The organism is endosymbiont 'TC1' of Trimyema compressum (assembly GCF_001584725.1).
Classification (GTDB): Bacteria; Bacillota; TC1; order TC1; family TC1; genus TC1.
In genome coordinates, this window is the sequence record NZ_CP014606.1 from 1,031,159 (window position 1) to 1,051,208 (window position 20,050).

At 30.9% G+C, this 20,050-nt stretch carries 27 protein-coding genes, 6 pseudogenes and 2 riboswitches; of the genes and pseudogenes, 12 read left to right on the top strand and 21 right to left on the bottom strand.

Annotated features, from left to right (window positions below; all coding sequences use genetic code 11):
- Positions 1-136 precede the first annotated feature (136 nt).
- The 6 genes from AZF37_RS11755 to AZF37_RS06465 all read right to left on the bottom strand — a co-directional run bounded on the left by AZF37_RS11755 (position 137) and on the right by AZF37_RS06465 (position 2,216).
- Positions 137-484: a substrate-binding domain-containing protein gene (locus tag AZF37_RS11755; RefSeq protein WP_342668711.1), complete on the bottom strand. Its 348-nt coding sequence runs from the start codon at positions 482-484 to the stop codon at positions 137-139.
- Positions 424-576 carry a hypothetical protein gene (locus AZF37_RS11760; RefSeq protein ID WP_245611925.1) on the bottom strand — a complete coding sequence of 51 codons (153 nt, stop codon included), beginning with the start codon at positions 574-576 and terminating at the stop codon, positions 424-426. The genes AZF37_RS11755 and AZF37_RS11760 overlap by 61 nt, the downstream gene beginning before the upstream one ends.
- Before the next feature lie 15 nt (positions 577-591).
- Positions 592-993, bottom strand: a complete 402-nt coding sequence (locus AZF37_RS11765; protein ID WP_245611926.1) for a substrate-binding domain-containing protein — start codon at positions 991-993, stop codon at positions 592-594.
- A gap of 145 nt (positions 994-1,138) precedes the next feature.
- Positions 1,139-1,260: riboswitch (molybdenum cofactor riboswitch) on the bottom strand.
- 55 nt (positions 1,261-1,315) lie between these two features.
- Positions 1,316-1,591 carry a hypothetical protein gene (locus AZF37_RS06455; RefSeq protein WP_088370079.1) on the bottom strand — a complete coding sequence of 92 codons (276 nt, stop codon included), beginning with the start codon at positions 1,589-1,591 and terminating at the stop codon, positions 1,316-1,318.
- A gap of 50 nt (positions 1,592-1,641) precedes the next feature.
- The gene (locus tag AZF37_RS06460; RefSeq protein ID WP_088370080.1) at positions 1,642-1,902 is read right to left on the bottom strand and encodes a hypothetical protein; all 261 of its coding nucleotides are present in this window, start codon (positions 1,900-1,902) and stop codon (positions 1,642-1,644) included.
- 44 nt (positions 1,903-1,946) lie between these two features.
- Positions 1,947-2,216, bottom strand: a complete 270-nt coding sequence (locus tag AZF37_RS06465; protein WP_088370081.1) for a hypothetical protein — start codon at positions 2,214-2,216, stop codon at positions 1,947-1,949.
- 173 nt (positions 2,217-2,389) lie between these two features.
- On the opposite strand from AZF37_RS06465, the gene AZF37_RS06470 reads away from it, so the two are divergent.
- Entirely contained in the window at positions 2,390-2,635 is a 246-nt protein-coding gene (locus tag AZF37_RS06470) for a hypothetical protein (protein ID WP_088370082.1), read from the top strand.
- Between the two features lie 48 nt (positions 2,636-2,683).
- Here AZF37_RS06470 and AZF37_RS06475 read toward each other — a convergent pair whose 3' ends face one another.
- Together AZF37_RS06475 and AZF37_RS06480 are read right to left on the bottom strand one after the other, a co-directional pair.
- Positions 2,684-3,010, bottom strand: a complete 327-nt coding sequence (locus tag AZF37_RS06475) for a hypothetical protein (protein ID WP_088370083.1) — start codon at positions 3,008-3,010, stop codon at positions 2,684-2,686.
- Entirely contained in the window at positions 2,994-3,263 is a 270-nt protein-coding gene (locus AZF37_RS06480) for a TetR/AcrR family transcriptional regulator (protein WP_088370084.1), read from the bottom strand. The genes AZF37_RS06475 and AZF37_RS06480 overlap by 17 nt, the downstream gene beginning before the upstream one ends.
- 166 nt (positions 3,264-3,429) lie before the next feature.
- Positions 3,430-3,528: riboswitch (THF riboswitch) on the top strand.
- Positions 3,529-3,592: 64 nt separating this feature from the next.
- Here AZF37_RS06480 and AZF37_RS06485 point away from each other — a divergent pair.
- Entirely contained in the window at positions 3,593-4,129 is a 537-nt protein-coding gene (locus AZF37_RS06485; RefSeq protein ID WP_088370085.1) for a folate family ECF transporter S component, read from the top strand.
- A 53-nt stretch (positions 4,130-4,182) separates the two neighbouring features.
- Here AZF37_RS06485 and AZF37_RS06490 read toward each other — a convergent pair whose 3' ends face one another.
- From AZF37_RS06490 to AZF37_RS06505, 4 genes are all read right to left on the bottom strand, one after another.
- Positions 4,183-4,512 (bottom strand): hypothetical protein, encoded by a 330-nt coding sequence (locus AZF37_RS06490; protein ID WP_088370086.1) that lies wholly within the window; start codon positions 4,510-4,512, stop codon positions 4,183-4,185.
- A gap of 37 nt (positions 4,513-4,549) precedes the next feature.
- Entirely contained in the window at positions 4,550-4,759 is a 210-nt protein-coding gene (locus AZF37_RS06495) for a hypothetical protein (protein ID WP_088370087.1), read from the bottom strand.
- The gene (locus tag AZF37_RS06500; protein ID WP_088370088.1) at positions 4,753-4,962 is read right to left on the bottom strand and encodes a hypothetical protein; all 210 of its coding nucleotides are present in this window, start codon (positions 4,960-4,962) and stop codon (positions 4,753-4,755) included. Before AZF37_RS06500 ends, AZF37_RS06495 begins: the two co-directional genes overlap by 7 nt.
- 180 nt (positions 4,963-5,142) lie before the next feature.
- The gene (locus AZF37_RS06505; RefSeq protein WP_162473956.1) at positions 5,143-5,427 is read right to left on the bottom strand and encodes a hypothetical protein; all 285 of its coding nucleotides are present in this window, start codon (positions 5,425-5,427) and stop codon (positions 5,143-5,145) included.
- Between the two features lie 34 nt (positions 5,428-5,461).
- Here AZF37_RS06505 and AZF37_RS06510 point away from each other — a divergent pair, with 34 nt between their 5' ends.
- Positions 5,462-5,959 (top strand): hypothetical protein, encoded by a 498-nt coding sequence (locus AZF37_RS06510; RefSeq protein ID WP_088370090.1) that lies wholly within the window; start codon positions 5,462-5,464, stop codon positions 5,957-5,959.
- 190 nt (positions 5,960-6,149) lie between these two features.
- On the opposite strand, the pseudogene AZF37_RS13365 reads toward AZF37_RS06510, so the two are convergent.
- A pseudogene (locus AZF37_RS13365) lies at positions 6,150-6,580 on the bottom strand (DUF2871 domain-containing protein).
- Positions 6,581-6,797: 217 nt separating this feature from the next.
- On the opposite strand from AZF37_RS13365, the pseudogene AZF37_RS13370 reads away from it, so the two are divergent.
- The 8 genes and pseudogenes from AZF37_RS13370 to AZF37_RS06545 all read left to right on the top strand — a co-directional run.
- A pseudogene (locus tag AZF37_RS13370) lies at positions 6,798-7,148 on the top strand (response regulator transcription factor); the annotation flags it as partial.
- A gap of 153 nt (positions 7,149-7,301) precedes the next feature.
- Positions 7,302-7,469, top strand: coding sequence for a winged helix-turn-helix domain-containing protein (locus tag AZF37_RS13375; protein WP_425425466.1), 168 nt, complete (start codon positions 7,302-7,304; stop codon positions 7,467-7,469).
- A gap of 201 nt (positions 7,470-7,670) precedes the next feature.
- A complete protein-coding gene (locus AZF37_RS06525; RefSeq protein WP_088370091.1) occupies positions 7,671-7,859 on the top strand; it encodes a HAMP domain-containing protein in 189 nt (62 codons plus the stop codon).
- Positions 7,860-7,986: 127 nt separating this feature from the next.
- Positions 7,987-8,562, top strand: coding sequence for a HAMP domain-containing protein (locus tag AZF37_RS06530; RefSeq protein WP_162473957.1), 576 nt, complete (start codon positions 7,987-7,989; stop codon positions 8,560-8,562).
- Positions 8,537-9,010: a histidine kinase dimerization/phospho-acceptor domain-containing protein gene (locus AZF37_RS06535; RefSeq protein WP_088370093.1), complete on the top strand. Its 474-nt coding sequence runs from the start codon at positions 8,537-8,539 to the stop codon at positions 9,008-9,010. The genes AZF37_RS06530 and AZF37_RS06535 overlap by 26 nt, the downstream gene beginning before the upstream one ends.
- Positions 9,011-9,042: 32 nt before the next feature.
- A complete protein-coding gene (locus AZF37_RS13380; RefSeq protein ID WP_425425467.1) occupies positions 9,043-9,363 on the top strand; it encodes an ATP-binding protein in 321 nt (106 codons plus the stop codon).
- A gap of 140 nt (positions 9,364-9,503) precedes the next feature.
- A complete protein-coding gene (locus AZF37_RS10565; RefSeq protein ID WP_162473958.1) occupies positions 9,504-9,644 on the top strand; it encodes a hypothetical protein in 141 nt (46 codons plus the stop codon).
- A 13-nt stretch (positions 9,645-9,657) separates the two neighbouring features.
- Entirely contained in the window at positions 9,658-10,143 is a 486-nt protein-coding gene (locus AZF37_RS06545) for a hypothetical protein (RefSeq protein WP_088370095.1), read from the top strand.
- A gap of 481 nt (positions 10,144-10,624) precedes the next feature.
- On the opposite strand, the gene AZF37_RS06550 is transcribed toward AZF37_RS06545, so the two are convergent.
- From AZF37_RS06550 to AZF37_RS06565, 4 genes are all read right to left on the bottom strand, one after another.
- On the bottom strand, positions 10,625-11,443 hold the full coding sequence (locus AZF37_RS06550; RefSeq protein ID WP_088370096.1) for an FAD binding domain-containing protein: 819 nt from the start codon (positions 11,441-11,443) through the stop codon (positions 10,625-10,627).
- Positions 11,434-11,907 (bottom strand): (2Fe-2S)-binding protein, encoded by a 474-nt coding sequence (locus AZF37_RS06555; RefSeq protein WP_088370097.1) that lies wholly within the window; start codon positions 11,905-11,907, stop codon positions 11,434-11,436. The genes AZF37_RS06550 and AZF37_RS06555 overlap by 10 nt, the downstream gene beginning before the upstream one ends.
- Complete coding sequence (locus AZF37_RS06560) at positions 11,907-14,021, bottom strand: xanthine dehydrogenase family protein molybdopterin-binding subunit (protein ID WP_088370098.1); 2,115 nt, start codon at positions 14,019-14,021, stop codon at positions 11,907-11,909. The genes AZF37_RS06555 and AZF37_RS06560 overlap by 1 nt, the downstream gene beginning before the upstream one ends.
- Before the next feature lie 205 nt (positions 14,022-14,226).
- The gene (locus AZF37_RS06565; protein WP_088370099.1) at positions 14,227-15,153 is read right to left on the bottom strand and encodes an NTP transferase domain-containing protein; all 927 of its coding nucleotides are present in this window, start codon (positions 15,151-15,153) and stop codon (positions 14,227-14,229) included.
- 593 nt (positions 15,154-15,746) lie between these two features.
- Between AZF37_RS06565 and AZF37_RS06570 the strand changes: the two are divergent.
- Positions 15,747-16,059, top strand: a pseudogene (locus AZF37_RS06570) (DUF2992 family protein).
- A gap of 456 nt (positions 16,060-16,515) precedes the next feature.
- Here the strand turns inward: AZF37_RS06570 and AZF37_RS06575 are convergent.
- From AZF37_RS06575 to AZF37_RS06585, 4 genes and pseudogenes are all read right to left on the bottom strand, one after another.
- Positions 16,516-18,159 (bottom strand): annotated as a pseudogene (locus tag AZF37_RS06575) (SulP family inorganic anion transporter).
- A 179-nt stretch (positions 18,160-18,338) separates the two neighbouring features.
- Positions 18,339-18,708 (bottom strand): annotated as a pseudogene (locus tag AZF37_RS06580) (YbaN family protein).
- 28 nt (positions 18,709-18,736) lie between these two features.
- The gene (locus tag AZF37_RS12375; RefSeq protein ID WP_281178842.1) at positions 18,737-18,862 is read right to left on the bottom strand and encodes a P-loop NTPase family protein; all 126 of its coding nucleotides are present in this window, start codon (positions 18,860-18,862) and stop codon (positions 18,737-18,739) included.
- Positions 18,863-18,885: 23 nt separating this feature from the next.
- Positions 18,886-20,035, bottom strand: a pseudogene (locus tag AZF37_RS06585) (IS3 family transposase).
- Between the last annotated feature and the right edge of the window lie 15 nt (positions 20,036-20,050).

Below are 20,050 nucleotides of genomic sequence, written 5' to 3' on the forward strand. Positions count from 1 at the left end.
ACTATGAAACTCTGGTTTAAAAATGTTGCTAAACATCAATAAGACAGACTATTCTTTTGCAGTAGTAAAAATAATATTACTCTAATTCTGAATTCAAAAAACAGGCCCTTTACAGGGCCTGTTTTTAACATAAATATTATTTAATTGGATTTGGAATAAACAATGGTTGACCATATTCAGTAACACCAAACTTTTTAATTAAATTAATAGCTTTTTCACTGAACATCCAGTTAATCCATTCTTCTGCAGCATTTTTTTGAGCTTCAGAAGTAACTAGCTTTTCATAGTTTAGAGTTACAATTGCATACTGATTATATAAAGTAGGATCTTTTTCAGTTACAATTTCTAAATCTAGTTGATTTTTCAAAGCTAAGAATGTTGCTCTATCTGTTAGAGTATAGGCTTGCATTTCAAAAGCCATTTCTAAAACAGGAGCCATTCCTTTACCAGCAGAAACATACCAAGAAGGGCCTTCAGGTGTAATAGCTGCTGCTTTCCAAATGCTTTTTCTTTTGCATCTGTTCCAGATTCATCACCTCTTGAAACAAAAGTAGCAGTCTTAGCAGCTGCCACCATTGTGAACGCCTTTTTTTAGCATCCGTGCCTGCTGTTAACTTTATTCCTAATGGATCCCGCTTTAGGTCCAACAATAATAAAGTCATTATACATTAGCTCTTGTCTTTTAGTTCCAAAGCCAGCAGCAATAAACTCTTCTTCTTTTGCTTTTGCATGTACCAATAAAGCATCAGCATCACCACTTTCGGCTGTCTTAAGGGCTTGTCCTGTTCCTTGGGCTAACACATCTACTTTAATACCTGTATCCTTTGTAAATTCCGGTAATAACACATCTAACAAACCAGAATCTTGGGTACTTGTTGTTGCTAATTTAATAGTAAAATCTTCCTTTGTTTTCGTCTCTTGTCCACCACAGCCTACAACTAGCAGAAGTGCAAAAAACAAAACACTTCCAATACCTAATAATTTTTTCAACATTTCGACCTCCAATAACCACCATTTTATTTATTTTTCCTAGTCTTTTATAACTAAGTAAAACACTAAATATTAACTTTAAATAAAAAATTCCTCTTTTGAAAAGAGGAATTTTCATAATACTAATTTCTATTGCCATAGAATCCTTATTATTTTATCCACAAAACCTTTTCAAATGTGGAAGGCGTTAAGGTTTCCCTCAACCCCCTGTCTTAAAAACCATAATTCATAATAAATCTTAGGTTTAAAAGATCGGTTATATGCTTTAGCATCATTATATTTTAATCTAATAACATTCATAAGTCATGGAAATTTAATTGAAAAACTATAATTTCCTATAGCGATTAATAATGATTATCATCAAGACAATTGTAAGCACTAAAAATAGTACATTAAACATACTAATCATCCCACTTAGAAAAACATAATCATTTACAATTTGTAAAATTTCACCAATGAGCAAGGTAGTTAATCCTGCAATACTCAAACGATAATATGTTCTCATGCTTTTTCTACCTTTAACCAAAGCTAATATAATTAATATAGCCGCCATAATAAAGGCTAAAAAGGAACCTATTCCTAAAACCACTTGTGTATCCATTAGAATCATCCTCCCTAATAAAAATTTACTGTTTTTTGAATTTAAAAATATTAGAACCAATTAAAATTAAGATTTAATATAAATAATAAAAGGCCGATTATGCTAATTGAGCTATAAACTAAATAGTCCCTTATTAAATAGACTACTCCACCTAATCCAAGAAAAGATAAGCCAATAATATTAAAGAAATGATATTTTTGCATATCCTTTTTACCTTTTACTAATGCTAATACTAATATAATTGCGGCAACAATCCACAGTGCATATGTTACAATTAATAATATGCCTTCCAACAAAAATCCATTTTCCATCCTTAATCTCCCTTTGCTAATCTATTTATTTGCTTCTTTTTATATCAATCCATTTCTTTATATTCCAAATTAAAAAAAATAAAGAAAAATGCTACAACAATATAAAGAATCCAACTCGGTAACCCTATTGTATCCATAACTCTTGTTAATGCTAAAATCAGAGAACTTACAAAACATAATCCAAAACCAAGAATATTCAGAACTACATAGTTTTCAAAGGATGCGCCTCGCTTTCTTTTTGAACTGGCTAGAAATATAGCTACTAATCCTCCTAGAATTGCTATTAATGCAATTATTTCCCATACAATTTCCACAATTTAGCCTTCTTCAAAATAATAATTAACTTATAGTTATAAGTATACCGTTCATTCTCCAAGAAGGCAATAAAACATAAGAAAAGTATTTGAGATGATTACTTATTTAAGGTATAATCTGAAGTGGAATTAATTTATTAATTTGCTAAATAATTGTATTGGAGGTGTAGTTTATGGAAAACCAAAGTAAAGGATTGGCTATTGCCAGTTTAGTATTAGGTATTATAGCTGTTATTTTAAACTTCTGCATTGGTATTTTTGGAATTGTTTTTGCTGTAGTAGGGCTAATTTTGGGAATAATAGCTTTAACTAAAAAGCAAGGTGGTATGGCTATTGCAGGTGTAATACTTAGTGTAATAGCATTGATTTTTACAATTTATTGGGCAATTACATTTGCTGGTGCTCTTGTAACATCTTAGTAAAAATGTCCAATAAAAAAGAAAGTCTGAAATAGACTTTCTTTTTTATTACTCATTATTCTTCAAAATATCAAGGATCCATTCTTTTTCTGGACAAGAAGATTTAGGATAAAATACTAATTCAACAACAATACCTTGTAAAGCTTTCCAAAACAATATAGCCAAAGCCAAAGGATTGCCTTCTTTAATCTCACCCTGTTGTTGTCCTTTCTCAATATATGGAAGGCTTAATTTAATTACATTGTGCTTTTCAAATAAATGAGAGACTAGTTTAGATTCAAATTTTTGACGCCTACCTTGTTCAATAAATACAAAAATAGAAGCTGATAGATGCTTTTGCTTATGGGCTAATAACAATTTATAAGCTATTTTCATTGAAACTTTTGAGAGGGGTATTTTCTTGCCAAGCAAATATTGTTTCAAAGGCTTCACAGCCAATTTCAATTATAGTCTCATAAAGAACCTCTTTAGATTTAAAGTAATGAAATAAAAGTCCTACACTCATTCCCATTTCTGAAGCTATATCTGTAATTTTAGTTTGATAATAACCTTTCTTGACAAAAAGTTCCAAGGCAACTTCTAGAATCTGTTCTCTTTTGTCCTCTTTTTTTTGGATTTGTTTATTCAAATCATATTACTCCATTTCCTACTTCCCAAGTTAATTATATACTTACCTTATATTAAGGTTAATTCACCTATCCTAACTTTAACATGAATATTTTTTCACAAGATTATTTAAAGATTTATCATTGACATATTGACCTTAAAAAAATATAATAATTAAAGTAACAAATTATAGAGTAGGAAACATTCGGTAAAGACTTACTAGACGGGAAATTGTTAGTAAGGGAAAAAACATTTGTTTTGCTTGTTTGTTTTTGCATTCCGCTATAACATAGAGTAAGAATGTGTCTATCCTTTCTTTTTTCTTTGTTGTAGAAAAGAAAGGAGTTTTTTATGTCTAATGTCAAAAAATTAATAACCGCAGCGGTACTGTTAGCTCTAGTAATTATTATGACTAGATTTTTATCTATCCAAACCCCATTTTTAAGAATAGGGTTTTCATTTATTCCAATTATTCTTTCAGCTATCCTATTAGGTCCTGCGTGGAGTACAATTATTGCAGGCATTGCTGACTTAATAGGTGTTTTTTTATTTCCATCTGGGGCTTTCTTCATCGGCTTTACTTTAAGCGCTTTTTTAACGGGCTTAATTTATGGCTTATTCCTTTATAAGAAAGATGGTATTTTTGAAACTAAGGCATTATTAATCCGTTTAATATTAAGCAGTCTAATCGTCTTAATTCTTATAGGAGGCTTACTTAATTCTTATTGGCTTTTCTTAATGTATGACAAAGGTTTTATGGCTATTATGCCAATGCGTGTTGTTAAGGAATTAATTATGTTACCTATTCAAGTAATTGTTATTTTCTTAATTGAAAAAGCTATGCGAAAGCCATTTACTCGATATATGTTTTCAGAAGCAAAACGATAACTATACTATTATTATGATATAGATAGACAAAAAGGGATACAACTGTATCCCTTTTATTTTATAATTTTATTTAAAATATAAGTTAGCCATTCTCCATCCTTACCCCGTTTATCAAAAGTAATATAACCCTCACCTCTATAAACATAATTTATCCGCCAAACACCATTTTTCTTTTGTTTACTCATTATATAATTAATCCCACTTTTACAGGCTTCGTTTTCAATATTCCCTGTATTAAAAACTAATTCAAGAAGTTCAATAATATTCAGTTGATAAGATTGAGGAAAAGCTAAATCTAAAATATGATTATTAACAGGCTCATCCGATGATAACCTTTTAAAAAGCTCATGTTTCAAAACATAATTCAAGCCTTCATTAATCAATGAATTAACTTTAAAATCAACCCCCTCAAAAAAATGATTATAGGGCGACTAGAGCCTTAAGACTTTTTACGATTCCTATAAAACAAGGTGTTTTTTTAAGACATCCTCCATGCTTTTGAATACCTTTTCCTTTCCAGCTTGATGTGCTTTCCCTATTAAAAACCTGATATTCTTTTATCCATTCTACGCCATTTTTCACATACTTATTTTCAGATAGTCCAATTTTTAAAAAAGCTTCTATTAACATCCCACATTATAGCAAGGTAATAAGTCTGTTCCCTTACCAGTCAAAGTAAAACCACTAGATGTGCCTAAAAATTCCTCTATATAATCTACAACCCTTTTTGTGTATTCTAATTTTATTGAAAAAGGTATTTCTGATAATGCAATAATCCTCCAAATAGCAAACATTGGCTTCTCAATAAATACATCTGTTAAACTGTTTAACAATTCTGAATGCCTTTGCAATTTTACTATTTCTTTTTCTGTAATTAGAGATTCACTATCATATTTTTTCTTAAGAGTAATGATGTATCCATTAAATCACTCCTTAATATTAATTAGTTTTGTACATAGTATATCATGAATCAGAAATAGCTTAAAATTAAGATTTCTAAGCAGTCAACTTGACTAACTACAATGTAAACTGGTAATATCATCACATAAGCATTTATTAAAAAGGGGAATACATAATGACCAACAATAAAAAAATAATGTTACAATAGTTCCTAGTAAAAACAAACAACCTAATGGCCTTGCTATAGCTAGTATATATTTAGGTTTTTTTGCTGTTGTTTTATCATTTTGCTTTAGTGTTGGCCTAGTACTTGCTTTACCTGGATTTATTTTCGGTATTATAGCTATTGTTAAAAAACAAAGTATTATTGGTATTTTAGGCACTATTTTTTCATCCATTGCTTTAATTATCTCAATAATTGTTTTATTTTTTATGGCCCAATCTACTACTTCTGCTATTACAGACACTATTATAAACCAAATCCCATTAAATGAAGCAGAAGCAACTTATGAAAATAATATTGAATTATCTAAACAGCAAGAATTAGACTATACTAATGAAATGAATAGACTTATTGATGAAATGGTAGCGGCAATTGACAATTTCAATTCTGCAACTAATTACTCAACAAATTGGACAGACAAAGCAGATGAGGTACTTACAACCATTCAAAGTATTGCAGAAGATATAGATTATTTAGAAACACCAGATTGGTTTTATGAAACTCATGAAAATATCTCAAGTCATGCTGCTAACCTCTACTCAGGAGCTAAATCAGTCAAAAAAAGCTTAAGAGACTCAAATTTCAGTGCGCTGTCAAAAGGAAGAGACACTATTAGTAATGGAAGAACTGAAATTCTCTTAGATAAAATAGACTTAATTCCTACCAAAAACATAGAAGATAAAATCAATATTTGGAAACAAAAATAATTAAATAAAATATTAAAAGAATAGTATAAAAATAGGCTGGTTAAACCAACCTATTTTTTCTATAACAATTAATTTTAAGGGGTACTACAATTGAAAAAATCACTTACGATTTATCTCCCTTATTGCAACAACTTTATCGCCGATTGTTAGGTTGAGAAATTCTTTTGTGGATTAAATACATATTACGGCTCTACTTTTTAGTGTTCTCCCCTTTTATTGCCCTTTTTAAGGCCAGAAAAAATAAGATGATACCTACAACGCCTAGTAAAATGTGGCCAAGACCTGCAATGCCAGAAATAGTTGCATCTAAGCCACTAGTGAAAACAATACCTTTGACTTCTGCTATACCTCTCCATAAAAAAATGCCAATTGTAATTATTAAGCCCACATTACAAAGCCCAAAAAACCAGCTTAATAGTTTGCTTTTACCAATTGCCAACTGCTTAATGCAAAGAGCTACAATTAAAAAAATATCATCCCAAGAGTAAATAAATGCAAATGAACAAAAGACAGTGATGTAAAGCCAGGAAAATCATTGAATTTTGTAAATTCTCTAAAAAATACACCACCAATAATTCCTAAGACAACATATACAAATGCAGTATTAATAAACTTTTTCATCTTAAGCACCTCCTATTCTCCTATTTTTGTTAATACTATTATGGCATACTATAACACTCTTAGTCGCTTTTGCTTTCTTAAATTATAGCTATGAAACATACGTCTTATTTGTTAATATATAAATTTATTTTAACAAAACTGATTATTTAAACTAATTTAATATGCTAAAATACACTTAAGATAGAAAAATGAAAAGTATTAATTAATGAGGGTAATTATGGAAAAAATATTGATTATTGATGATGAAAAAGATATTCTTAATCTTTTAAAAGATTATTTTGAAATGAAAAATTACCAGGTAATTACAGCAAAAAATGGTGAAGAAGGAATTGCTAAAATCAACTCTAATCCAGATATTATATTACTTGATATTGCTATGCCAGGAAAAAATGGTATTGAAGTCTGTAAAGTTATCAGAGATTTAGTATCCTGTCCTATTCTATTTTTAACAGCTAAAATTGAAGATACTGATAAAATTAATGGTTTAAGAGTAGGTGGTGACGACTATATTATTAAACCTTTTAATATTCATGAATTAGAAGCTAGGGTTATGGCTCACCTAAGAAGAGAAAAAGATTAATAAATTCACAAGCCATTAAAATCATAGATAATTTGAAAATTAACTATACAGATAGAACCATTCATTATAAAAATCAACAAATATTTTTTCCTAAAAAGGAATTTTGAAATTATTGAACTAATAACTCTGAACATTGGACAAATATTTGATAAAGAATATATTTATGATAAACTCTGGAATTATGATAGTGAAGGAGACAGTAGGGTAATAGCCGAACATATTCGTCGTATCCGTAAAAAATTATCCGTCTTAACAACAGAAACCTATATTGAAACTATTTGGGGAATGGGATACAAATGGAAAAAATAAACAATAAAATCATACTAAAATATTCAATTATTAGATCCTTTGTTAATTTCACTTTATTATTAATTATCTTATCCTTTATACTTATATTATGCTCCTTTGAAACCCTCAAACTTTTTCAATCCATCATACCCCCCCCCACTGGCAGTTGACAGCATCCAGTCCCTACCTACTCTTTTTTCTTTATTCATAGCTGCTATTCTGATGGGTCTAGCTTTCTATTATTGGCATTTAAATAAGCCTATTAAGAAGCTGAAAAAAGCTATTCAAAAAATTGAAAATGGTCAATTGGATTTTCAATTTAAACATTCCTATAAAGGAGAATTAGGGCAGACTTGTGGCGCATTCGAAAAAATGAGACAAAGCCTTGCAAAAAACATTCTTTTGCAGTAAGCAATATTAAAACTAGAGAATACAAAAACAAAAATTATTCGATACTAAAAAGCATTGTGATTTCATGTGCTCTTTACTTCATTTTAGTTGTTTTTCTAGTTTTTTAGTAACAGGTAGTATAGTCACTGTGGCTAATACTAAAATTATTACACCTAGCCTGCTAAGTAGCTTTCTTTATTTTATTGCTTTTTTAATAAATCTTTTAGGCATTGGAACGCTAGTGGGGTATCTATTTTATAGCCGGAGAATTAAAGTGCCTCTAAAGCTTTTAATTGAAGCATTTCAAAAAATCGAGTCAGAAGAATTAAATTTTAAAGTTGATTATCTGATTAATGATGAATTTGGTTTATTAATCCAATCAGTAGAACAAATGCGTCAATCATTGGAATCCTACTATCTCAATAATGGCTGGACTACGAGAAATAATGAGAACACCAAAGATTATCCTGTAAGAAAATCCCTGAAAAATGCTTTTGCCTGGTCTGTTACAGTTTCATTACTATTGACAATCACTTTATTCGGAATAAGTTTAGGATTTTTAGATAGCATAAGCCAATTCTTACCTTTTGATAGGTACTACTTAGCTTTTGTTTTCTTATTAATATTTTCATTATTCTTCTCTGTAATAGCCAGCTTTATATTCTTTCAAAGACGTTTAAAAAAGCCTATAAATCTACTTGTTAATAGTTCAAAAAAATGCTGAGAATAATCTTGATTTTAAAATCAGTTATCCTATTGAAGATGAAATGAGGTTACTCTGTAATTCTATTGAGAAAATGCGAAATGCCCTATATCAAAACAATATACAAATGTGGAGAATGACTGAAGAACAAAAAGAAGTTAATAGCGCTTTTTCTCATGACTTAAGAACACCAATTACAGTCATAAAAGGTTACTTAGATTATCTCGATACCTATCTCAAACACGATTATCTGGATAAAGAAGAAATCAATAATACGTTGACAATTATGTCAAAAAATATTAATAGAGTTGAAAGTTATGTTGAAATGATGAATACTATTCAAAAACTTGAAGATACACCAATAATCAGAGAAAAAATTCAATTAACTGATTTTATAGAACTATTTACAACAAATATACAAAATTTGGTAAATCAGCATAATAAGTATATTTATATTGAAAAAAGCTAAATCAGCAAATAGTCAATGTTGATCCAAATATAATTAATAGAGTTCTTGAGAATATTATAACCAATGGCCTTACTTATGCAAAAAGCAAAGTTGATATTTTTGTTTACACTAAAGAGCGAAGTCTCTGTTTTCAAGTGAAAGATGATGGCTTAGGATTTAATCATGAAAATATTAAAGAAATTTTCAAATCCTTCTATCAAGGGAAAAACAGTAAGCAAGGGAAAAACAGTAAGGGTTCCTTCGGATTAGGTTTGGCCATTAGTGAAATTCTATGCAAAAAGCACTGCGGTAATATTCATATTAACAATTTAAATTCTGAGTTCCTTGTTACCGTTTCATTTTCAATAGAATAAAAAAACAAAAAGTTGATAAAAAGTTGATAATTAAATCTTATACTACTTTTAACAAAGAAGTAATTAGGATTTTTTACTACTCAGATAGTCTAATTAAAACACCAGCTTACTTCCTTGTAAAAAAATTTGGAGGTAAGATAATGAAAAACACTAACTCAAACAAAGGTCTCACAATTGTTAGTATGGTTTTAGGAATTCTAGGAATAATCCTTTCTTTTTGTATGGGATATGGAATTATATTAGCTATTCCTGGTTTAATTATTGGCATAGTTGCCCTTTAAAAAACAAGGAGGAATGACAATTGCAGGATTAATACTATCAATAATTGCTCTAGCCATTAGCTCTACTATTTTTAAGCCAGCAGATACTATTCAAACAACAAATCAGCTGCCAGATTCTGCAATAACCCAAAAAGCTACAGAACCAAGAGATAAGAACAATCAGAAAACCGAGTACGGCATTGGGGATCATGTAGAAATTAAAAATAAAAAAGGAGATGTTCTCTATACAATTACTATTACGAATATCAGTAAAAACAACTACCGCACTCCATATGCTGACAGCACCGTTAGTGAAGTAATTGATATTGAATACACCTATGAAAATATTAATAATACGACTGATTTACTAGTCAGCTCCTTAGGCTTTAAAGTCTACGATAGCAACAATACTATTTGTTCTACCTATCCTTCTGATATAATTAAAGTTGCTCAGACAATTCCAACAGGCTCTAACCAACCCAACCCGTACGGCTATAGTCTCCTATGGACTGCCAGCTGAGAGCAACAAGATTAAAATTGATTATTTTGCTAATCCATTCATTAATGATATAAATGCAACTTGGGTTATCAATATTTAAGCAACTACAATTAAAGAGGAATACATAACTTGTATTCCTCTTTAATTCAGTATATGAGATATTACATCTGCCTTCTTCAAACATTTTCGAATACAAATGGTGGTGCAAATCACATGTAAATGAAAATATTTATTATCCACCTAACTGAAATAGTTGGAATATCACCCTTCTTCTATTTTAGGATTTGAGTAAATAATATATTAACTGTTAATAACAGTGCATCAATTACTAGTGTCAAATTGATGTCTATCTGAGTAATCCCTAACAGTGTCCGCGCAAATGAAGAAGGCAGATGTAATATCTCAATTTGAAAAGTCCTTAACCAGAGTTATTTAGGTTAAGGACTTTTCGAGTGTAATAAAGGATTGAATTCCAGCGACAACTAATTAATTAAAAAATTATCTAAATACCATTGATATTCAAAAAGTCTTTGAGTAAATTCATACAGACGTCTTTTCTATATGCTTCTGAAACACGTCCACGAATAGGCACAATAGCCTCATCATATGCTTTTAAATAAGCTTCTTTTAGAGTCTTAGCTTCATTAATAGTTTTTCCAATAAACAAAGCATCAATATCCTCTCTGCGAATAACAACATCACTGACAGCCCCAAAAGCAGTAGCACAATTAACAATAATATCATTCTCCATTTTTAATAAACCAGCAAAAGATATTCTTGAAATAGCCAATGCTTTTCTGGCACCTACTTTTTGGTAATAATAATTACCAAGAGCAGCTTTTGGAAAAAGCACTTCAACAATTAACTCATCAGACTTTAAATCTAACTGCTTCTTGCCTTTATAAAATGATTTTATAGGAATAATACGCTCATTATCTTTACTCATTAAACGCAGTTTTGCATCTGTAGCAAAAAATACTAAGGCTGTATCAGCCTTTGGTGAACCATTGCCAATATTGCCACCTATAGTCCCCATGTTTCGTATAGCAGGCGCTGCTATTTGTTCAATAGCATCCTTTAAAATAGGAGGACAAAGAGGATTTTTAGCAACTTCAGTAAATGTACAAGATGCACCAATATGAATAAAATCATCTGCTTCTTTAATTTTTTTCATTTCAGGAACTTTATGGAGAAAAAGATAACTAATATTTTTTTCTGCCTCAATCATTAAATCAGTGCCACCACCATAAGGCACTACTGATTTCTGGCTCCTAAGCTCTAAAGCATCCTTAATATTTGTTGGCAAATAGCTTACCATAATCCCTCACCTTCCTTTGCAGCAATATCTATAGCCTTTACAATTGCATTATAACCTGTGCAACGACAAAGATTACCTGAGATGCCTACTCTAATTTCTGCTTCAGTAGGATGCGGATTTTCTCTCAAAATACACTCAGAAGCTAAAATCATGCCAGGAATACAGAACCCACATTGAACAGCACTGGCCTCTCCATAAGCATCGCTTAGTACTTTAAAACGCTTGGTCTTTTTATAGCCTTTAACCGTAATGATTTCACTACCTTCAATACGCCCCATAGCAACCATACAAGAATTGGCTAATTTGCCATCAATAATCACAGAACAGGCACCACATTCACCTTCTTTGCAACCGCATTTCACACTTGTATCACCTAATTCTTCACGTAAAACATCTAATAGACGAGCTGCTTTGTTGCCTTCCCATACAACTTCTTTATCATTTAATATAAATTTAATTTCACTCATTATTTAGCCTCCTTTCGCAATACTTTCATTGCATCTTCAGCACTAAATGGAATATGGTTAATTGAAATATTACCTAAAGCTTGTTCAAGCGCAGCAGAATAAGCAGCTGTTCCTCCAACTGCAGGTAACTCTCCTGCACCTTTAGCGCCATATGGACCATTAGTATATTTTTCCACATGTAATGAGCACTCCATATTTGGAATATCCATGGCAGTTGGAATAATATAATCACTATATGTATTATTTCTTATTTTCCCACTTAAATCATAAGGCATCAATTCCATAGAAGAGTGCCCTAAAGTTTGGGCAAGACCACCTTCCATTTGTCCAATAACAATATTTGTATCAATTGGTGTCCCAACATCATAAACACCATATGAATTAATAATCTTATTTACACCAGTAACAGTGTCCACTTCAATTTCAACAACATTAACTGCCCATGAATAAGCTGGATATGCATCACCAACAAAATTTTCGAGACTAAATGGAACTAAAAACTCAGGATGCTTATAATGTTCTTCAATTAATTGCTCTTTACCATCAACCCATTCGTCTTTCAAACGAATAGAAGCTTTGCGTAGTAATTCGCCTACAATCATTAAAGAGCGACTAGCAACAGTCGGACCAGAATCAGGAACTCTGGTAGTATTTGGATTTCTAATTATAATTTCATCAACAGGAATATTCAATTCTTTTCCAACAATTTTTGATAAAGTTGTTTTCAAACCTTGTCCCATATCTGTATTTACAACAAGTATCTCAACTTTTCCACTGCTAAATTTGTGCAGTTTAACAATAGATTTTATTAAATCCCTTTCACCATTACCAGTAAAACCACAACCATGATAAAACATTGAAATTCCGATTCCTTTTCTAAACCTTCCCTTCAAATGTTGATATTCATCATACTTTCTTTTATATTGACTTTTTTCAATAACTTGTTTTACCATGCTATTTAATGGAACTGGGAAATGATGCTTACCTTGAGTAGAAGTTTCATCGCCTAATTTATAAATATGCTTCATTTTAAACTCTAAAGGATCAATCCCTAAATCTTTTGCAATATGATTCATCATCATTTCAGAAGCAAAGAAAACCTGAGGAGCACCAAAACCTCTAAATGCTCCATTAGGAACTGTATTAGTTTTAATTGCCTTACCTTCAGCCCTTAAATTAGGAATATTATAAACGCCATTAGCACATATAGTGCCCCTTTGTAATACTACTGGTGAAAGAGTAGTATAAGCTCCACTATTAAATTTTAAGTTAATATCCATAGCAGTTACTTGCTTGTTTTTGACTGCTACTTTATATGTATATTTGCCAGGGTGTTTTTTACTACTAAAAGACATATCTTCTTCTCTGTTAAATATTAAGCAAACAGGTTTTTTCGCTTTATTAGCAGCCACAGCAACTTGACATGCTAAAATTGAAGGATACCCTTCCTTTCCACCAAAAGCCCCGCCAGTAGTATCAAATTGCACTTCAATTTGATTATCATCAATCCCTAAAACTTTCTTAACTGCGTTATGTACATAAAACGGACATTGCATAGAACCATGAATAATTATTCTATCTTTTTGAGGTTCAGCAATCATTCCCTGAGTTTCAAGATATGCATGTTCTTGATAACCTGTTTCAAATACCTCTTCATATATTTTATCAGCTTCTTTAAAAGCTTTATCTACATCTCCTTTACTATGCTTATAGTTAAAAAAGACTGTATCAGAATCTTCTATAGTTAAAACAGAAGGTAACACTTCATAACTCACTACAATATCTTTTAATAAAGCATCCACACGCTCCTCATCTGGTCCAATAATCATTCCAATGGGTTCTCCAATGTACTCCACTGTTTCATTGGCAAAAACGGGTGTATCATCCTGCACAATATGGACTTCATTTATACCAGGTACATCATTTCGATCTATATATAAATAATCCTCTGGCAATTGAGGTAATGCCACATTTAATACTCTTGCTCTGGGATGAATTGAACGTAAGACTTTTCCAAATAACATGCCCTCTGTTGGATAATCAGCCACATAAATTGCCTCACCAGCAATCTTTAATTCATGGTCTCTCTTTTTTACTGATTTACTAATATCCATTTTCTATTAACCTCCATTTCTAATCTTGCTTCACATACCATATCTATATTACTTAGGCTTTTTCCCCTTAACAAAAAAGACTTTTTCCATAATACAAACAATAACTTTGCAAAGATAAAATCAAGTAATTTTATCTTCGTTTTTCTACATTATAGAAAATAAATCTTCAGATTGCAAATACTTTATAAAAGGAACTTGCTTTTGATTATACAATACCTGGTTTGAGCAATAGTTCTTCAAACTGCTCTTTAGTAAATTTCGAAACATTTTCTTCCATTTTTTGGTATGCTTTTAAAAAATCATACCCTTCTTTAGTTAAGTCGGTTCTCCCACCCTTACTGCCACCATGCTTTCGATCAACTAGTAAATAGCATAACTCATGTTCAATCCTATTCAGCATATCCCATCCATTACTATAAGATATAGACATTAGATTACAAGCCCCTCGAACAGAATGTGTATGAGCGATTAAAACTAATAATAATTTTGTTCTCGTATTAAAAAGAATGCTATCATGTTCCATATTTAACTGCACAATTGGTCTAATAATTTCCTTATTATGTACTTCTGTATATTCCTCTAATTCTTTTCTATTATGAATTGTTAACAAAATACCGGGATCTTCTACATTAACCCATTCTCGTTCCTCTTCCATAGATGCTATCGCTTGCCTCAAACCACCTACCCCTTTATAAGCTAGTATTTTAGAAATAATACTTGTTTCTAAACAAACAGGATGTCCTCCTTTACCTTGATAAGAAGGCGTTGCAATTCTTTTTTTTGATTGAATTAAGCTATCAAGAGTATTTGGAGAAAACAATGGAATATTGACAGGTGCAAAAATAACCTTTTCACATTTATTTTCTAAAAATGAAAGACCAAGTCTAGCAGACTCAATTAATTCTGGTGCTTCAGTTTCTTCACTTAATAAAAAAACTATTCCATTTGCAGAAAGCTGATAACGCACTTCTCCTTCATTAGCTCCAGTTACAACAACAATAGGAAAAACACCAGCCTGCTTTAAACTGACTACAATCCTTCTTATGCTTGTCATTGTTCCCAATTGAAGCAACGGATAGGCTGCTGAGTTACTTGCTGCGGCTATAACACCGCCTACACTACTAATTTTCATCTAATCACCTTTCATAATACGTATTCTCATTCACTAAAAATGGGCATTAGGCATTAGATATATTATATCATTTACCTATTAAAATAACGATACCTAGATTTTAAAATAAAAAATGAACCAACACAAAAATAAGCAGATTTGAACATTTAAGTACTTTTGAGGGAGGGGCAATAGACACCTTTTTTCATCTGAATCACTTGCCAAGAGAAGTATTCTTATTTAAAACACCCCATAAGATTTTTATGGATGATTTAAGCCTGAATTATTTTATAACATTCTACATTAATATTGAATCTGTCTTATTGTACATACAATCTTCTGATTTGCAGTTGTACTTAAAAAACTTTGAATATGAGCCTTGAAAGCAAATTGTTTATTTGGTAAAATAATTAAAAAATCAATTACATGCAATGATGAAAACACAGTCTGGCTGGTAGTCCAGACACAGTCATTAAACTGTTAGTAACCTGCCTTCCTTGGTTGTCCCTTCTTTGCGAATTAACAAGGAGGCTTTTATTATGCAAAAAAGTAAACTAACAGTATATTTTGAAAATCCGTTCTGGATTGCTGTATATGAGCATATTTACGATGATATGCCAGAAGTGTGCAATTACATTTGGCACAGAACCAAAAAATTATGAAATATATGATTATTTTCTTACACATTGGAATACTCTATCTTTCAGTCCCCAAATTAAATCATTCAGTCCCCAAATTAAATCATATGGTAAAACAAAAATAAGAATAAATCCAAAACGGATGCAACGAATAATCAAAAAACAAATATCTAAAAAGAATATCAGCACAAAAGCACAGCAAGCTCTACAAAAACAACAATCTGAAATGCTAATAGCCTGCAAAAAGAAATCTCGCCAACAAAAAAGAGGAACAAAAACGCTCTTTTAAATTAAAACAACAAAAACGCATAGAAAAGCATAGAGGTCATTAAATCCATATAGTGAATTTTTTCTAAACAAAATATCTGAAATTCTCAAAATTTATCATGGCTTATCTTGCCCTAAATAGTTTGTATTGGCAAATTGAAAAATAAATAGGTTTACCCTTTATAAAAGATTTGGCCACATGATTTATTTACTTAAATCATGTGGTAAGCACCTAACTTTTTTATCCTAAGGAATACTTATTTCTTTGGTTGGTTTAATGTTATATTGAAACTTATATTCTAATCGAGAAAGCGTAATCCTTATTTTTATTTTGTATTGCATTAAAATGTTGTATTCAACATTTAAGTCTAAGGCTTTTCAAATAAAATCATTTTCTCAATTTTCTGTTTTCATAAATCTTTATTACATCAGAATATCTTATGAATCATTTTATAATTTTGCTAGATTTATTGGCATATTAGTTACAATGTTTTCTTTTATTATAACTTTTATATATTTCTTCCGCTCTTTTTAAAGCCTCTTCAATACTATCACTGAAATTGTTAATACCTAAATCATCAACAAATCCTGCTTTTTCCATAGCTTTAAAGGGCTGTTCCATTACATGCGAAAGAATCAGTACAATATGATGTTTTACACAATATTTTCTAAAATCCTCTAACTTAAGCAAGGCCGAAATATCTATAGCTGGCACTCTCTGCATTCTTAGAATTACAACCTTACTATCTTTGTCAATTGAAACTCTTAAAAATGGTCTACAGCTGCAAAAAACATAGTACCCTCAATTTCAAAAACTAAGGTTCCTTGAGGCACTGGATGTAAGTCCTCATCAGTATCGTCTTCTGGAATATCCCATTCTCTAATATTGGCTACTTCAGACATTCTCTTTAAAAATAGAAAGGCTGCAATAATAATTCCTACTTGAATCGCAACAACTAAATCAAAGACTATTGTTAAAATAAATGTAATTAATAAAACAATTATATCGCTTTTAAGCGCTTTCTTTAACAACTCTATAAATTCCCTCCAACCACACATATTGTATGCAACAACAAATAAAATGGCTGCAATTGTTGGCATTGGAATTAATGATGCATATGGCATAAGTACTACAAGTATTAATATTAACACTATAGAATGAACCATACCAGAAACTGGCGTTCTACCGCCATTTTTCACATTGGCTGCTGTTCTTGCAATCGCTCCTGTTGCCGGTATTCCTCCAAATAATCCTGAAGCAATATTGCCAATGCCTTGAGCTACCAATTCAGTATTAGAATTATGTTTGTCCTTAATCATACCATCTGAAACTACACAGGAAAGCAATGATTCAACAGCTACTAAAAATGCAATAATAAAAGCATCTGGTAAAATGCTTTTAATTAAATCTAAATTAAAAACTGGAATAGCAAACTGAGGGAGAGCATTAGATATAGTAAATAAGCTTCCAATAGTATTTACTTCAAGATTAAATATTTTTACTAAAGCAATTGTTACTAGAATAGCAACTAAAGAAGAAGGAATTTTAGCATTTATTTTAGGCCAACCAATTAGAATGATTAAAGCAATTACACCTGCCATAACTGCTAGCCAGTTTATTGTACCCATTGATAAAAAACTTGCTCTAATTTCCCAAAGGTTTCAATGGGCATGGTTTTAAATGTAAGACCTAAAAAATCTTTTATCTGTCCGATGAAAATAGTAACTGCTATGCCACTAGTAAAACCTGTAATAATTGTATAAGGAATAAATTTGACCAAAGCACCAAATTTAAAAAGTCCCATAATGATTAAAACGAAACCTGCAATTATTGTTGCAATAACTAAGCCTTCAATACCTTTTGTAGCAACAATACCTGCAACAATAGTTGCAAAAGCAGCAGTAGGACCTGAAATTTGAACTCTACTTCCTCTCCTAACATTGCAATGAAAAAGCCTGCTACAATAGCAGTATAAATACCTCTTTCTGAACTGACACCAGAAGCAATTGCTAACGCAATAGATAACGGTAATGCAATAATTGCTACAATAGTCCAAGCCGTAATATCTTTTAAAAACTGCTTTTTAGTATACGTTTTCATTGCTAATATTAATTTTGGCATTTTTTCTATCACCTCTTATATTTTTCTCTAGACTACAATATGACCATAGTCTATATATAATATTGACACATCTTTACTGCTTAATCAAGTTTTGACATTTGTTATTTTTCTTTTAATTATTATAAAAGAAAACTGTCTTCATTATCTTGAAAACAGTTCTCTTTACAACGAAATCTTTATTAATCTTTTTCTTCTATAGTTTTGATTTTAAAAATAAAATAATAGTACTTGAAAGCAATTAATAAGGCAATTGTAATTCTCCCATAAATATTATTCATCATAAAAAAGGCAATTAATAACATTATTGAAGCAAATGACAAAATAAATACTTTTGTCTTTAAAAGCATAGATATATCTTTAGCAAAGCTTTCTAAATACTTTTTTATACACTGTTGTCGATAAAAACCAGTTATTTATTCGATTTGAACCTTTTACAAAGCAAAAGCTAGTTACTAATAGAAAAGGTACTGTAGGCAGTATGGGAATAAATATGCCAATAGCACCTAAAACAAAACTTACAAAACCTACTGCAACATATATAACTTTCATTGATTTCACTCCTTATTTCTGGACAATACTAGCAAAGATGCCCCTCACTAATGTCATAGACTCTATCTGCTATAGAAACAGAAAACATTCTATGAGATACGATAGTAATTGTTTTTCCTTGTCTTTCATCTTCCAAGGCTTGGAAGAATGTCAATAGAGTAGATAGAAAAAGTGAAATTAAGTTTTAATAGAAGTGAAAAAATAGTCTTCTTTGGAATTAGGAGAAAGAATGTTATTAGCAGAGTGGGGACGTATAGGGGGTTGTAGAAGCCCTCAATGTGTTCAAAGCAGGAAAGCTTAATTTGAGCAAAGGAAGAAAAAGACCTACGAAGAATTTCTTCTTTTTTCATATATTTAAAAAGGACTCAACGACAGCATTGTCCCAAGGATGAGAAAGCTTAGAAAAAGATTGAATGATACCAAAAGAATCAAGGAGCTTTCTAAAGATAAAAGAAGTATATTAGGAACCTCTGTCAGAATGAAAAATAAGAGAAGTAGAAGGTTTTTGAGAATAAAAGGCTTTGATAAAAGTATCCTTAACAAGAGAAGTATCAATTTTAAGAGAGAGCTTCCAAGCAATAATTTTACGAGAAAATAAATCCATAATAACACAGAGATAAGCAAAAGAGGCATTTAAATTAATATAGGTAATGTCACTAGCCCAGACTTGATTGGGCTGAGGAACATTAAAATTTTGATTTAGGTAGTTAGGGCAATCAAAATTGGGAATAGACCTCGGATGAATAAACCGAAGTTTGATAGTAGGCATTTTAGGAAGATTCATGTCAGTCATCAGGCGGCTCGCTCTACCAATACTGATGTTGATGCCATAGTCATAGGAAAGAAGAGCCTTAATCTTAGATGGGCCAATACGTCTCTTAGTAAGATGACAAATCTCCGAGAATAAGCTGACGGAGTTTTTAATTCTCAATAGTTCTAGGAGAAAGTTTTTCCGAAAAGTATTTGTAATAGGAGCTGCGGTTCACTTTAAGGACATGACAAAGAAAAGAGATAGCGTGCTGAAAACGAAGGGTATGAACAGCCATTAATCTTTGTCTGAGTGAGGCGTGAATATGGCAATTGCTTTTTTTAAAATGATATTTTCCTCCTAGAGTCGAGCATTACGCTTTTGAAGATCCTTAATCTGCTTAGCGGTTAGAATAGTATCATCATCAATTCTAACCTGAGAATAAAGTTTAATCCACTTGTGTAAAGCAGACATGGAGACACCATATTCTTTAGAAAGTTGGGATTGAGTTTTACCGTTTTGGTGTAAATTAACAATACTTTTTTTAAATTCTTCATCGTATTTCTTGTAATTATTCATAATTTTATCCTTTCT

What these genes read in the sequence shown, in the direction of transcription:
- AZF37_RS11760 (WP_245611925.1), bottom strand. Translation starts at nt 576, where the DNA reads ATGGTGGCAGCTGCTAAGACTGCTACTTTTGTTTCAAGAGGTGATGAA.
- AZF37_RS11765 (WP_245611926.1), bottom strand. Translation starts at nt 993, where the DNA reads ATGTTGAAAAAATTATTAGGTATTGGAAGTGTTTTGTTTTTTGCACTT.
- AZF37_RS06455 (WP_088370079.1), bottom strand. Translation starts at nt 1,591, where the DNA reads ATGGATACACAAGTGGTTTTAGGAATAGGTTCCTTTTTAGCCTTTATT.
- AZF37_RS06460 (WP_088370080.1), bottom strand. Translation starts at nt 1,902, where the DNA reads ATGGAAAATGGATTTTTGTTGGAAGGCATATTATTAATTGTAACATAT.
- AZF37_RS06470 (WP_088370082.1), top strand. Translation starts at nt 2,390, where the DNA reads ATGGAAAACCAAAGTAAAGGATTGGCTATTGCCAGTTTAGTATTAGGT.
- AZF37_RS06475 (WP_088370083.1), bottom strand. Translation starts at nt 3,010, where the DNA reads ATGAAAATAGCTTATAAATTGTTATTAGCCCATAAGCAAAAGCATCTA.
- AZF37_RS06485 (WP_088370085.1), top strand. Translation starts at nt 3,593, where the DNA reads ATGTCTAATGTCAAAAAATTAATAACCGCAGCGGTACTGTTAGCTCTA.
- AZF37_RS06495 (WP_088370087.1), bottom strand. Translation starts at nt 4,759, where the DNA reads ATGTTAATAGAAGCTTTTTTAAAAATTGGACTATCTGAAAATAAGTAT.
- AZF37_RS06505 (WP_162473956.1), bottom strand. Translation starts at nt 5,427, where the DNA reads ATGGATGAAAAAATAGTGCCTAAAATACCAATAATACTTTGTTTTTTA.
- AZF37_RS06510 (WP_088370090.1), top strand. Translation starts at nt 5,462, where the DNA reads ATGGCCCAATCTACTACTTCTGCTATTACAGACACTATTATAAACCAA.
- AZF37_RS06525 (WP_088370091.1), top strand. Translation starts at nt 7,671, where the DNA reads ATGGGTCTAGCTTTCTATTATTGGCATTTAAATAAGCCTATTAAGAAG.
- AZF37_RS10565 (WP_162473958.1), top strand. Translation starts at nt 9,504, where the DNA reads ATGAAAAACACTAACTCAAACAAAGGTCTCACAATTGTTAGTATGGTT.
- AZF37_RS06545 (WP_088370095.1), top strand. Translation starts at nt 9,658, where the DNA reads ATGACAATTGCAGGATTAATACTATCAATAATTGCTCTAGCCATTAGC.
- AZF37_RS06555 (WP_088370097.1), bottom strand. Translation starts at nt 11,907, where the DNA reads ATGAGTGAAATTAAATTTATATTAAATGATAAAGAAGTTGTATGGGAA.
- AZF37_RS06560 (WP_088370098.1), bottom strand. Translation starts at nt 14,021, where the DNA reads ATGGATATTAGTAAATCAGTAAAAAAGAGAGACCATGAATTAAAGATT.
- AZF37_RS06565 (WP_088370099.1), bottom strand. Translation starts at nt 15,153, where the DNA reads ATGAAAATTAGTAGTGTAGGCGGTGTTATAGCCGCAGCAAGTAACTCA.